9 protein-coding genes and 2 pseudogenes are annotated in these 14033 nt (G+C 35.8%); 4 read left to right on the top strand and 7 right to left on the bottom strand.

Annotation, left to right across the window (positions count from 1 at the left end; genetic code table 11):
* Positions 1 to 68: 68 nt before the first annotated feature.
* Together H3Z85_01745 and H3Z85_01740 are read right to left on the bottom strand one after the other, a co-directional pair.
* Positions 69 to 1910: a lysophospholipid acyltransferase family protein gene (locus H3Z85_01745; GenBank protein ID QPQ52256.1), complete on the bottom strand. Its 1842-nt coding sequence runs from the start codon at positions 1908 to 1910 to the stop codon at positions 69 to 71.
* 22 nt (positions 1911 to 1932) lie between these two features.
* The gene (locus H3Z85_01740; GenBank protein QPQ52255.1) at positions 1933 to 3171 is read right to left on the bottom strand and encodes an aspartate kinase; all 1239 of its coding nucleotides are present in this window, start codon (positions 3169 to 3171) and stop codon (positions 1933 to 1935) included.
* 502 nt (positions 3172 to 3673) lie between these two features.
* Between H3Z85_01740 and fbp the strand changes: the two genes are divergently transcribed.
* On the top strand, positions 3674 to 4690 hold the full coding sequence (gene fbp / locus H3Z85_01735; protein QPQ52254.1) for a class 1 fructose-bisphosphatase: 1017 nt from the start codon (positions 3674 to 3676) through the stop codon (positions 4688 to 4690).
* A pseudogene (locus tag H3Z85_01730) lies at positions 4691 to 5694 on the top strand (o-succinylbenzoate synthase).
* A 13-nt stretch (positions 5695 to 5707) separates the two neighbouring features.
* Here H3Z85_01730 and H3Z85_01725 read toward each other — a convergent pair.
* The 5 genes from H3Z85_01725 to H3Z85_01705 form a co-directional block, all read right to left on the bottom strand.
* Positions 5708 to 5860, bottom strand: a complete 153-nt coding sequence (locus H3Z85_01725; protein QPQ52253.1) for a hypothetical protein — start codon at positions 5858 to 5860, stop codon at positions 5708 to 5710.
* Positions 5861 to 5921: 61 nt separating this feature from the next.
* Positions 5922 to 6077, bottom strand: coding sequence for a hypothetical protein (locus tag H3Z85_01720; GenBank protein ID QPQ52252.1), 156 nt, complete (start codon positions 6075 to 6077; stop codon positions 5922 to 5924).
* A gap of 199 nt (positions 6078 to 6276) precedes the next feature.
* Positions 6277 to 7797, bottom strand: a complete 1521-nt coding sequence (gene eptA, locus H3Z85_01715; GenBank protein QPQ52251.1) for a phosphoethanolamine--lipid A transferase EptA — start codon at positions 7795 to 7797, stop codon at positions 6277 to 6279.
* The gene (locus H3Z85_01710) at positions 7784 to 8611 is read right to left on the bottom strand and encodes a phosphatase PAP2 family protein (protein ID QPQ52250.1); all 828 of its coding nucleotides are present in this window, start codon (positions 8609 to 8611) and stop codon (positions 7784 to 7786) included. Before H3Z85_01710 ends, eptA begins: the two co-directional genes overlap by 14 nt.
* Before the next feature lie 832 nt (positions 8612 to 9443).
* Positions 9444 to 10574, bottom strand: coding sequence for an alpha/beta hydrolase (locus H3Z85_01705; protein QPQ52249.1), 1131 nt, complete (start codon positions 10572 to 10574; stop codon positions 9444 to 9446).
* Positions 10575 to 10724: 150 nt separating this feature from the next.
* On the opposite strand from H3Z85_01705, the gene H3Z85_01700 reads away from it, so the two are divergent.
* Both H3Z85_01700 and H3Z85_01695 read left to right on the top strand, forming a co-directional pair.
* On the top strand, positions 10725 to 12398 hold the full coding sequence (locus H3Z85_01700; protein ID QPQ52248.1) for a glutamine--tRNA ligase/YqeY domain fusion protein: 1674 nt from the start codon (positions 10725 to 10727) through the stop codon (positions 12396 to 12398).
* A 381-nt stretch (positions 12399 to 12779) separates the two neighbouring features.
* A pseudogene (locus H3Z85_01695) lies at positions 12780 to 13960 on the top strand (MFS transporter).
* Positions 13961 to 14033: the final 73 nt, after the last annotated feature.

The raw sequence follows: 14033 nt of genomic DNA, 5'->3' as shown, positions 1-14033 counted from the left end.
GCAAAAGTAGTAAGTTTTAGTATACAAAGCAAGTATTCATCGTACTTTTTTTAAATAAAGCTAAAAACTTACTGATTCTCAGCCGGATTATTTTCCTGTTCCTTTCTGATTTGTTCACTCATTTCTTCCAACACCGGTTTGATCGTACTTTCCGGAAGATCACTGATCCTGATATACATTAATCCGTCAATAGCATCATTGAAGTTTGGATCAACATTGAATGCAATTACTTTAGCATTCTGCTTAATGTATTTTTTAATCAAAACAGGTAATCTCAATTCGGGTTCCAGGTCATCAATAATCTTATCAAGTTTGTTAAGATCCGATTCCATTTCGTCAAAGAAAAGACTTTTATCTCTGTCACGGAGTTTTACTTTGTATTCGTTTCTCGGGGTGATATACTGAGCAACTGCAGAATCGAAGTAGTTTGAACGCATGAATTCAATCATCAGAGATTTTGAGAACTCTGAAAATTTATTGGAAATGCTTACTCCTCCCATCAGGAATTTATGGTCAGAATTTCTCAGGCATACATGCACGATACCTCTCCATAGAAGAAAAAGTGGAAGTGGTTTTTGCTGATATTCCTGACAAATATAAGCACGTCCCATTTCAATTACTTTTTTAAAGAAAGGGTGAATATCCTGCTCAAATTCAAATAAAGAGCTTGTGTAGAATCCTTTAATGCCATATTTTTTCATTACCTCTCTACCCAGAGCCATTCTGTAGGCTCCTGCCAGTTTTTTCTCTGCGTTATCCCAGAGGAAAAGATGATGGTAATGCTTATCGTATTCATCCAGGTCAAAAGGAAGATTACTTCCTTCCCCTACTGCACGGAAAGTCAGTTCTCTTTGACGTCCGATTTCCCTCATGATAGAAGGTATTTCTTCGTAAGTTGTAAAGTAAATCTCATAATTTCCGTTACTGAACAACATTTTATCGGTTCCCCTCAGCTTGTCAACATCTTTGATGATATCTTCAATAGGAGTTTCGTCAATAATATTCTGGACGATATTTTCTTCTTTCAGCAAAGGAAATTTTACAGAAAGGTTCTGGAGGTTTATACTCTGAGCAAGTGATTTTCTTTTCTCGTAGTACGACTTCATCATATATACCTTACGTTTCAGAAATTCGCCCAGTTCCTCAATGGTTTCCATTTCATCCATAGCTTTCACGGTGATCTGGCGTCCGATTCTGATTCTGATAGGTTTTTCCCTGTCATTCATCATTTCTGCAGGAAGCATCAATGTCTGTAAACTAGGATGAAGTTTAGCGATCTGATAAAACAGACGGCTGTTTTTAGCATGGAAATACATAGGAACAACCGGCACTTTAGCCATTCTGATAAGCTTAAGTGCCGTTTTTTCCCATTCTTTATCTAAGATTTCCCCGTACGGATTGTTTTTGTTGGAAACTTCACCTGCCGGGAAGATACCTACGCAACCGCCATTCTGTAAATGCTTAAGTGTTTCACGCATTCCTGAAGAGCTGCTGTAAGCATCTTTTCTGTTTTCAAAAGGGTTTACTGCGATTACGTACGGAGCCATAGGCCGGATTTTATCCAAAAGGAAATTACCCATAACCTTGAAGTCCGGACGTACTTCTGTAAGGATCTTGCACATCAGGATTCCGTCAATGGCCCCGAGCGGGTGATTGGAAACCAGAATAAAAGGTCCTGTTTTAGGGATCTTTGCTAGGTCTTCTTCAAAAGCAACATAGCTTAGATTCCTTTCTCTTACAAATGAGTCGAAAAAGTCTTTGCCTTCCTTATCTTTTAGTTTATCGTATAGTTTATTTACTTCATTTATTTTAGCAATGCTCATCACAGCAGATGCTACCGGATTCTTTAGGAACCCAATTTTACTTAAGCCGGAAGCTTTGATCAGATCGTTTTTCGAAATTAAACTCATGTGTGTTTAGTCGCAATTAATATTATTGTGTTACCATTTGAAGAGTATTCTTGGAAATTTGTTCCAATAATACATTTTTTTCGTGGTAAAATCTATCAATGTGATCCATCTTCGCATTTCTTACTGTGAATAAAGATACATTTTTAATTGCTTCGGTTTTAAAAATTTTTTGAAGCTCTTCGTTGAGTTCTTCAATATGGTTAAATTTATCCTCCAGACATAATGCCAATGAAATGGCAGAATTCTGCATCAGGGAAACCTTAATTTTGTATTTAGATAAAAGATTGAAAATCAAGCTCATGTGATCCTCTGCGATAAAAGAGAAATCTCTTGTTGAGATCTTTAAAAGATCCTGGTCTTCTTTTAAAATATAAGATTCTTCCTGTTGATTCTTGTCTGAAGCGCCTACTTTTGTTCCTTCCTTAGTAGGGTCCACAAAAGACTTTACATAGAAAGGAATATTTTTTTGTTGTAATGGCTGTAATGTTTTTGGGTGAATAATACTCGCCCCGTAATAGGCCATCTCAATAGCTTCTTCATAGGATATGTTGGAAAGAAGAGAGACATCGTTGAATTTTCTCGGATCTCCGGTCATTACTCCCGGTACATCTTTCCAGATCGTCATCAGCTCAGCATCCAGACAGTAAGCAAAAATAGCAGCAGAGTAGTCTGAACCTTCTCTCCCTAATGTTACTGTAAAATTGTTGTCGTCTGAACCGATGAAACCTTGGGTAACATAGCAGATTTCAGAGTTTAGATGAGAAATAAACTCTTCTGTCTTTGCCCAATCTACAACACCTTCTCTGTAAGAATTATCTGTTTTGACATAATCTCTGGCATCCAGCCATTGGTTGGTAAACTGAATTTCGTTCAGGTATTCGCTTACGATTTTAGTGGAAATCATTTCTCCGCAACTTACCACCTGATCATACACAAAGTTGTAGTTTGGAGATTTATTTCTCCTTAAAAAAGAATCGATATCATCGAAAAAGAGATTGATTTCCGCAAAAACAGCATGGTTCTCGGGAAACAAACCTTCCGCAATCTCAATGTGTTTTCGTTTTATCTTTTCAATCTCAGTTTGATAGTTATCCTTTTTGAAATAAAGCTCTACCACTTTTTCCAATTCATTTGTCGTCTTGCCCATTGCTGAAATTACCAGCAAACATTTGGCAAATCCCTGGCTTTTTAAAACCATAGACACATTCTTCACACTCTCGGCATCTTTCACAGACGCTCCACCAAACTTGAAAATTTTCATTAAATTGTTAAAAATAAAATTGTTAGATAAAAATTACATGAGTTTTTTACGGACGTCAAAATTATAAATTTACAACGAGATATGAAATAGTCAACCAATCCGATGGAATTAAGATTTCCTTAAAATAATACGAGTGCATCTTTTTTTGGTTTATAACAGGTTGCTGGTCATGGCTTTACTATGCTTTTTTCAACGAAAAATATAAAACAACATATTGTGATTGAGAAGGTAAAATAGATCTTATTTTTTAGAAAAAAATCACAACTCTACTACTTATGCACTTTTTTGAATCAGGACTCATAGTCAATTCTTTTACAGAGCATTTTAAATTTTTCATCAGGTCGGGATAAGTATTCGGGTCAATTTGCCAATGGCTTTTATTTTATATTCTGCAGTTTTGTATTTGTATTGGGCTGGAATACAGCAGATAATGGCTTTTTTAATTAAATTTTCTTAATGTAATAAATTTTCCGAAATTTGGGGAAAACGTAAAAAGAAAAATATGTCAAATCAACCATTACAGACTTTAGGAGAATTTCTTATAGATAAACAGGACGATTTTCAGTATTCTACAGGTGAATTCTCCCGTCTTCTGAGCGCAATAAGATTGGCTTCGAAAGTGGTAAACAGAGAAGTAAATAAAGCAGGAATTGTAGATATAACAGGAGCTGCAGGAAACCAGAATATTCAGGGCGAGGAACAGCAGAAACTTGATGTAATCGCGAATGAGATTTTTATTACGGCTTTGTCTCAAAGGGAGGTTGTTTGTGGTATTGCTTCAGAGGAAAATGATGATTTTATAGACATTAAATGTGGAGAAAACGGTCATTTAAGCAAATACGTAGTATTGATCGATCCTTTGGACGGATCTTCCAATATTGATGTTAACGTTTCTGTAGGAACCATTTTCTCTATTTACAGAAGGGTGACAGAGCCTGGAACTCCGGTACAGCTTGAAGATTTCTTACAGAAAGGTGTTAATCAGATTGCTGCCGGATACGTAATCTACGGTTCTTCTACAATGATCGTTTATACGACTGGAAACGGGGTGAACGGATTTACACTGGATCCGTCTTTAGGTACTTATTATCTTTCTCATCCTAATATGATGTTTCCAAAAACAGGTAAAATCTATTCAATTAACGAAGGGAATTACATCAAATTTCCTCAGGGAGTAAAAAATTATCTTAAATATTGCCAGATGGAAGAGGGTGACCGCCCCTACACTTCCAGATATATCGGTTCACTGGTAGCCGATTTCCATAGAAATATGCTGAAAGGAGGAATTTATATTTATCCCTCCTATTCGCAGGCTCCGAATGGTAAACTAAGATTACTATACGAATGCAACCCAATGGCATTCCTTGCAGAACAGGCAGGTGGAAAGGCTACAGACGGGTTCAGAAGAATTCTGGAGGTTGAGCCAACAGAACTGCACCAGAGGATTCCATTTTTCTGTGGAAGCGTAGATATGGTAGAAAAAGCAGAAGAATTTATGCGTATTGATAGCGTAAAATAAATGAAAGCATCATACAAAAGATACTTATTAGAATTTAAACGCCCGAGTGGAACATCTCGTGGCGTTTTGCTTGATAAAGAAACCTTTATTCTGGAAATTTCAGAGAATGGAAAGACAGGTATTGGAGAATGCGCTGTTTTCAGAGGCCTGAGCTTTGATGACAGGCCTGATTATGAAGATAAGCTACAATGGCTTTGTGAAAATATTGATAAAGATTTCTTTTATTTAAAAGAAGAATTAAAAGAATTTCCCTCGATCTGGTTTGGCTATGAACAAGCTGTTTTAAATCTGAAATATGGGGATCATTTGTATTTTCCTACTGCGTTTACCGAAGAGAAATCTGCCATTACCATCAATGGTTTGATCTGGATGGGAGATATCAGCTATATGGAAGAACAGATCCAGGATAAGCTGGAAAAAGGTTTTCATTGTATTAAATTAAAAATCGGAGTCAACTGGAAGGAAGAGCATATCGTTCTGCAAAAGTTAAGAGCAAAATTCTCTAAAGAGCAACTGGAGTTACGTGTAGATGCCAACGGAGGATTTAGTAAAGAAGAAGCCGTATCTGTTTTGAAGCAACTTGCCGATTTAGATATTCATTCTATTGAGCAGCCAATTAAGGCAGGAAACTGGGATGATATGGCTGATCTATGTGCGACAACACCCACACCTATTGCTTTAGATGAAGAATTGATAGGAGTAATTGATTCCGGAGAAAAGAAAAAATTGCTGGAAAGAATAAATCCTCAATATATTATTTTAAAACCTGCACTGGTAGGAGGGTTCTCCGGTTCTGATGAATGGATTTCGCTTGCGGAAAAGCAAAATATCGGCTGGTGGATTACTTCTGCTTTGGAAAGCAATATCGGACTTAATGCTATTGCCCAGTATACGTTCACAAAAAAAATCCGATGCCTCAAGGATTAGGCACCGGAGCTTTATTTGTAAATAATTTTGAATCAAGTTTGGAGCTTCGAAATGAGTTGCTATGGTTCAAAATATAACTAAAAACTAGGATTATGTACCCGGGCAAACAGGATTGTCCCAATGTTCAGCATCCCATTCTCTACAACATCTTTTTCTATTATCCCAATTGTTGCATCCGATTGGGATAATACCTCCTTTAATTGTTTTTAATTCTCGTTTTGCTAGTTTTTTGAAATTTTTCATAATTGATATTTTAAAAGTTTGGTGAATTGATCTTGAAATAAAGTGAATGCAGAACAGTATATTAATAAGGTTCCGGACATACCGGATTACCCCAAAAGATGGGATCCCAGTCTCTGCAACATTTAAGTTTAAAATCCCAGCTGATGCAGCCGCGAGGAATCAAACCTCCCTGAATTGTTTTTAATGCTGCTTTGTTTAATTTTTTGCAATTTTTCATGGTTAAGTTTTTGATTGATAAGTAAATATCGAAAATACTTCTCAATTGTGCAATATTATATGTGGAATTTTATGAATATTTAACTAAATGGTGAATTTTATTAATTTAAACAGCGTAATGATAAAATGTGTGTATAAAAGCACATGAGTTATTCATCATTCTTCTGAAATAATCGGTAGAAAAGGAGTGAAAGTATACATTACTTAAAGATGTTCATCTCTTCTTTATAAACCGGACTTTGTATTCCAAGGAAGTTTAAAACACTGTGAAATACATGGTTTTGTGATAAGGTTTTGTTGGGTTTGAGTTGTTTTGAACCGTCAGACACCCAAACCATAAAAGGAATTTCATATTGTTCTCTGGGTGCAATACTTAAAGGCATGCCATGCATGTACAGATTTTTTTCTCCAAGGGATTCACCATGGTCAGACACAAAAAGCATTGTACTTTTATAATCTTTTAGTTGTTTTAAATCCTCAATAACATTATATAGAAGATAATCTGTATACACAATCGTATTATCATAAGCATTGATAAGCTCCTGCTGGGAGCAATTACCTAATTCAACACTATTGCAGACCGGTTTAAAGGTTTCGAACCGCGATGGATATTTTTTGCTGTATGTAGGGCCGTGACTTGTACTGGTGTGCAAAACAATAAGTATTTTATTCTTTTTACTTGCAGCTATTTGTTCTTTGAGGCCATTCAAAAGGACCCCATCATAATTGCAGTCTTCACCTTTGCAATTTGTACTTAAATGTTCTTTGTTCTGGTAATTTTTAATGTGAACCGGCGGTTCACCCCAGTTTGTCGTTCTCCAGATTACCTCTACATTATTTCGGTATAAATAGTTGGGTAGGATTTCATACAGTTCATCAGTATTGGTATGTTCAAGAATACATTTCACCCCTGCAGTGGTATACGTGGCGCAGGATGTAGCGTTAAAGGTATGTAAGTTCTGTTCTTTTGAAAGCAGCGGATTCGTGTTCTTCCCATATCCGTATAAAGAAAAATTCTGACTTCTGGCAGATTCTCCTATGACCAATACTACTACAGATTTCTCGTTGTCTTTGATGGTGGCATTGGGCAATAAAGTTTCTTTTTCATTTTTTTTGTATTCATGAATATAATAAAGAGAAGTATTGACGGTGTAAGACCAGGGCATGGCCAAACCACCTAATGTCTTTGAATTTTTATCAATCCATAACCAATTACTGGCGTTGGCAAAAGCCACGATTACCATGAATAAAAGGGTCAATGAAGTAGTAATCAAAAACTTTTTTACAGGGACCTTTAGTATGTTGACCTTAATAATATATATACTGGGAAGTATTCCGAGGAAAACAAGGTATAAAATAAGCTTTAGAGAAAAAAAACTGCTTGATTCTTCATAATTGGTGTTGAATATATTACCGATCATGCTTTCATCTATGATAACACTATAAGTATTAATAAAATAGACGGCGATCGAACTGATAATAAAAGTAAGCACCAGCAAAATTTTTCCGACAATTCTGGACAGAAAAAATATAAGATAGAAAGTGAAAGCATTGGCAACAACCATGAGGATCATCAGGCTGATGATGATGGCGACGCAGTTCAGACTTTTATAATCAACCTTACTGAAAACAAAGGTAAAAAAAGGAATATGAAAGAATAAGAAATTTAGAACGCTCATCAAAAGGGCGAAATCCAGTAATTTCAAATTATTTTTTAGCATAGGAATAGGTGATTATATAGAGTGAAGTTAGTAAGCTGATGAGTGATAGATAAAATATGATTAAATTTTCATTCAGGATTTTGTTGATCAGGATCATGGCACAGATACTGAATAATAGGATAAATACAGGATAATATTTTTTAAGATTAATCCATTCCCATATGTTATATCTGTGGTTGATAAAAATACCCAAAAGTCCTGAAATATACCCAATAATACTGCCAATAATAACATCAAGAGGGTAGTGGGCGCCTACAGCAACCCTTGTAAAAGCTATAATCAGCCCTGATATAAGCAAGGAACTGCACCAAATAACTTTATATTTCAATTTTTGAGGCATAAAGGCAAACATCAAAATGGTAATCGTTGTAAAAATCGTGATGGAATGACCGGAGGGTAAACTGGTGTGCCCTGATAAAGTCTTTCCAATGATTACAAACGCTTCATTGTCAAAGACAGCTGCCGGTCTGGGCACAGTAAATAATTTTTTTAAAATATTACAGAAGAAAGCAGATACTAGAGACGCTGATAGTAAAGACTGCCAGATTTTTGGGGCATACATCACGAAGATCGATAGAAAAGGTAAAAGGACCAGCGCATCTCCCAATTGCGTTAAGTTGTATTGAAGCACAGGATATTTCGATAATTTTGAATTGAGGAAAAAGAACCAATGCTCCTGAATTCCAATATAGGCATCGATATTGAGTGCGTCCTGCTTATAAAGAAAAAAAAGAATGATAGTCAGAAAAAATAAGGGTACGTATAATAATGACAGACATGTTGGAACGTAAGTAGTAATAACAGTTTTGTTCATAATGCTTGATTTACCTATTTATATTATTCTCTTAATCCCTAGCTGTATATTATATTATAATGTTCGCATTGAAAACATTTTCCTTGACAGAATTTCAGTAAAATATTCTTAATGTATTTTTTGCAAAAATAAACTTTATAGTACGAAATAATCCTTATTCTATATTGTGTATTTGTTGCGTATTTCTTAATTAATCGTATCCGGAGTGGCCGTAATTTTTGAATAATTAATGCTTATTGGAAATCTGGTACCCGTTAAAATTGGTATAAGAATTTGCGTTTTTTACTATAAATATTTTTTTCAAGGCTTGCTTCTATAACTTCATATTGACGCTATTTATTGTGGTATGTCATAAGCTTTTTAAAAGTTAACCCGGTCAAGCAGCTTTAGTGGTTTTTGTGTTTCGAATTGTTTATGTGAAATTTTAAACTAAACTTAATTTATTGAAGTCTAATATATTGTGTTTTGATTGAATATATTTATATTATTTATTTGTTTTTTGACAATTTCAATATAAATCGCAAAATAAATTCCTGCAATATAGAATTACAGGAATATTCATTTTTAGTCAGGTTGTTTACCGGGTAAAGTAATGATAGGATCGGATAAATTCCGGTTTTTTTAAGGTTGTTTTTTTTAAGTTAAATCACGTCTTTTACGAAAATTGTTTTTTTTATATAATCTAATATAAAATAAAACTGCTTTTTTATTTGTTTCATGATAAAAAAAATTATAAATCCCCGTAATATGATTTGGCAATCTTTATGCCATCCTTTTGATTTATAACAACTTTAACATAGACTTAATTTTATAAGTTTTTTTTAATTAATGATTAAGAAATAATTGTGAAAATATTTTCGTTGTTTTTTATTCTGTTGGTGATAAGGTTTCTGTCTATGCCATATAAATTCTGAAAAATATCATTCTGAACCTGTGAGCTGGAAAGGTATCCCCAGTGATTTCCGATCTCAAATTTAAGGCTACTCAAAATATCATCCTTTACAAAAGTACAGTCAATGATAGAAACAATATCTTTATAAGGATCAATATCACTTGGTCCGTTTTTACCTAACCTCGGAGTGAGAATATTTTTAGTAAACTGGGATATACCGAGAATTAAATCCTGTCTGTTTAAGTATACGGATATTCGGTTGGCCAGCAGGGGAAGCTTATTAAAAGAGTCCTCAGAATCTTCAAATACTTTATAGGAAACATCAGCATTAAGTAGAATCACCTGATCAATTACCCGCAGAATATTTTCCCGCTTAAGGCTATACAACATACTCTGAAGAACCCTGTTTCCCAGAGAATGAGCCATAATATGGATTCTCTGATTGCAGGGAACCAGATCGCGGTTGGAAAAAATATCCTTTAAAAACTGGGTGTAGAAGTAAAACAGCCTTAATAATGATGTTCCTGAATTAATACTTGATGCTTTATCATCAAAATAGGTCATAGGTACTATGCTGCTTGATGCCGGCCAGCTTACGAATAAAATATGCTCTACCGGAGAAAGCGGATTATCTATGAAAAGTTTTTTAAGATCAATCATTGCTTTCAATTCATCATCAAAAGTATAGGCATATCCGTGAATAAAAATCAGAACATCACTCCTGTCTTTTGTGGAAGACATATTTTTATACAATTCATAGAACATTCTTTGTGTTCCACCGAGATTATCAGCTGTGAGAGAAGATTTTTTTATTCCTTTTTCACTGAGCAGGACTTCCAGAACATCCTCATAGCCCTGTTTTTCGGGTTCAGAAAATAGCTTATAGTCTAAAATATTCCTGTTGGTATACTCTTTCTTCTTTCTGGCTTGTGCTGTGGGCTCTTTGTAGCTGTCGAAATTACATTTCGCAATCCTGAAATTAGGAATTGAATACTCATCATTGGAAAATGAATCCACTCTTTCGCCTTTATGACGAACAATTTTACGGTTGCTTAAGATATAAACGGCCATGATTAATACTTTGGTGATGGTTTTAGCTTTTCTAAATTAGTGAAAAATACCGAATTACCAACAGACAAGCTTTTAAATTATCACTTTCACAAACGCTTATTTTTCCGTAACTTTGTACAACTTTTTTGCTATAAAATAAAAGCTAATTTAATGGAAGAAGAAAAAAAATCACTCAATTTTATTGAGCAAATTATTGAAGATGATCTGGCAAACGGTTTGAAAAGAGATCAGATCCGTTTCCGTTTTCCGCCTGAACCAAATGGTTACCTGCATGTAGGGCACACAAAAGCCATCTGCATCAACTTTGGTCTGGGTGAAAAATACAACGCTCCCGTAAACCTTCGTTTTGACGATACAAATCCTGAAAAAGAAGAACAGGAATTCGTAGATTCTATCAAAAAAGACGTTGAATGGTTAGGTTTCAAATGGGATAAAGAATTGTATGCATCAGACTACTTCCAGCAGCTTTATGAATGGGCAGTACAATTGATTAAAGAAGGAAAGGCTTACGTTGATGAGCAACCGTCCCAGGTAATTACCGAGCAGAGAAAGAATCCTACAGAACCGGGAGTGGAATCGCCATACAGAAACCGTCCGATTGAAGAATCCCTTGATCTATTCGAAAGAATGAAAAACGGAGAATTTGAAGAAGGAACAATGTCACTTCGTGCTAAAATCGATATGGTTTCTCCAAACATGAATATGCGTGACCCTGTAATGTACAGAATTCTGAAAAGACCTCACCACAGAACAGGTACTGCATGGAAGATTTATCCGATGTATGATTGGGCACACGGAGAGTCAGATTACCTCGAGCAGGTTTCACACTCTCTATGTTCATTGGAGTTTGAAAATCACAGACCTTTGTATAACTGGTACCTGGAGCAGGTATCTGATAAAGATAAAATAGCCCCTAAGCAAAGAGAATTTGCCAGGATGAATGTTTCTTATATGATCACTTCTAAAAGAAAACTGCAAAGACTTGTGGCAGAAGGAGTGGTAACAGGATGGGACGACCCGAGAATGCCTACTATTTCAGGAATGAGAAGAAAAGGATTTACGGCAACCGCTATCAGAAACTTTATCGAAAGAGTAGGTGTTGCCAAAAGAGAAAACCTGATTGAAATTCAGTTGCTGGATTTCTGTGTTCGTGAAGATCTTAATAAAGTGGCAAAACGTGTGATGGCAGTTGTAGATCCTGTGAAACTAGTGATCGAAAATTATCCGGAAGGTAAGGAAGAATGGCTGGAGACCGAAAATAATCCTGAACAGGAAAATGCAGGAACCAGAGAAGTTCCTTTCTCAAGAGAACTGTATATAGAACGTGAGGATTTCAAAGAGGAAGCTAACAATAAATTCTTCAGACTGAAATTAGGCGGCGAAGTTCGTTTAAAATCAGCTTATATTATTAAAGCGGAAAGAGTAGAGAAGGACGAAAACGGAGAGATCACTACTATTTACGCAACTTACGATGAAAAGAGCAAGTCGGGAAGCGGAACAGAAGAAAGCTTAAGAAAGGTAAAAGGAACTCTTCACTGGGTGTCTGCCAAACACGCAATTCCGGTTGAAGTGAGAATCTATAACCAATTGTTTACGGTGGAACAACCGGATGCTGAAAAAGATGTAGACTTCTTAAACTTCATCAACCCTGAATCTATGACAATAGTGAAAGGCTTTGCTGAACCTCACTTAAAAGAAGTAGCGGTAGGAGAACCACTTCAGTTCCAGAGAATAGGGTACTTTACAAAAGATCAGGATTCTACGGATGACAAACTGGTATTCAACCGTACAGTGACTTTAAAAGATTCTTATAAACCAGAATAATTTCTCGGTTATTCATGATATGCAAAGCAGGGCTTCATCAAAGCCCTGCTTTTTTATGGGTACAAACTACAGCCATTGTGAACCCGAAGTGAAGCAATCTCAAAAGCAGTGTGCTTATTTAAGTTGACAAGACTCATTTTGATTACAATTTAAAAATGGAATAAATTGTAATCAATTTTTACAGAGTAATAATATTTTGATTCCTAAAGACACAGATGATAGTCTGTCTTTATGAATGTTATTTATAAAAAATGGTCTATATAAAGCACTTTCAGGCTATTTTTGTCTAAATTTGCATTTTCATATTTCCCCCTAAATACTATTGTGAGATTAATTAACATCTATACGAGTTCTTTTAAAGGACTCTCGCAAGAGAGTTGGATGCTGGCGTTGGTAATGCTCATCAACAGAGCCGGTTCTATGGTTCTTCCGTTCCTGGGAGTTTATATGACGGATCATCTACATTTTAGTATTGAAAATTCCGGGATTGTACTGAGCTTTTTCGGTATTGGTTCCGTGATTGGTTCATGGCTGGGCGGAATGATTACTGATAAAATAGGTGAATACAGAGTGCAGAGTTTGAGCTTATTATTGAGTGTTCCTTTATTCTGTCTGATTCCGTTATTTAAGACTGAAGTAGGATTGGCGGCAATTATTCTGGCCCAGAGTATTGTCAGTGAAACTTTTCGTCCTGCAAATTCCGTGGCTATTACAAAATACGCCAAGCCTGAAAATATTACAAGGGCATTTTCATTAAACAGGATGGCTGTAAATCTGGGGTTTTCCATTGGGCCTGCGTTGGGAGGAATCTTATCTGCAATTTCATATGAATTCCTGTTTTTCAGTAATGCCTTAGCTGCTTTACTGGCAGGGCTTATGTATATTTGGTTTTTCAAAAAACGTACGAAATTGGCGAGACAGAATGCTAAAAAAGTAAAAGAAGCCATTGTTGTAAAAAAGAAAACTCTCCCTATCGTGATGGTAAATTTTTAGTATACAGTTTGTTTTGTATGCTGTTTTCCATTTGTTTCTTTCAGTTATTCAGCACACTTACTATTTTTTACAAAGATACCGCGCATCTGAGTCAGCAGAATATAGGGTTCATTCTTGGATATAGTGGATTCCTGATTGTCCTGCTTGAAATGGGATTCGTGCAGATTGCTGAGAAATATTTCACACTGGCATTTACCATGCTTGCCGGAACCTTATTGTGTGGTTTTTCCTATGCGATGCTGGCTTTTGATTATACTTTGGCAGCATTACTTGTTTCGATGACGATTTTGTGTATCGGAGAAATCTGGACCCTGCCTTTTATGTCCACCATTACAGCTTTACGGTCGGGAGAAAATAATAAAGGCGCTTACATGGGGCTGAACGGGATGTCATTTTCCCTGGCGTTTATCATTACACCTTATATAGGAACAGTGATAGCGGATAAACTGGGCTTCACGGTACTTTGGATCGGGACAGGCCTACTGGCAACGGCCATAGCAATAGGATTTTATTTTATTGTTCCATGGATGCTTAAGGACAAGAATAAAGCGGAAAAGAATGTAGCCTAAGCTCATATTTTCTTACCCAATAAACAAAACCCAGCTGAACACTATTCAGCTGGGTTTCTCTTGACTGTAAAAC

It is taken from the genome of Chryseobacterium indologenes, from assembly GCA_016025055.1.
GTDB lineage: Bacteria > Bacteroidota > Bacteroidia > Flavobacteriales > Weeksellaceae > Chryseobacterium > Chryseobacterium indologenes.
This window is presented reverse-complemented; position numbering and strand designations above follow the sequence as displayed.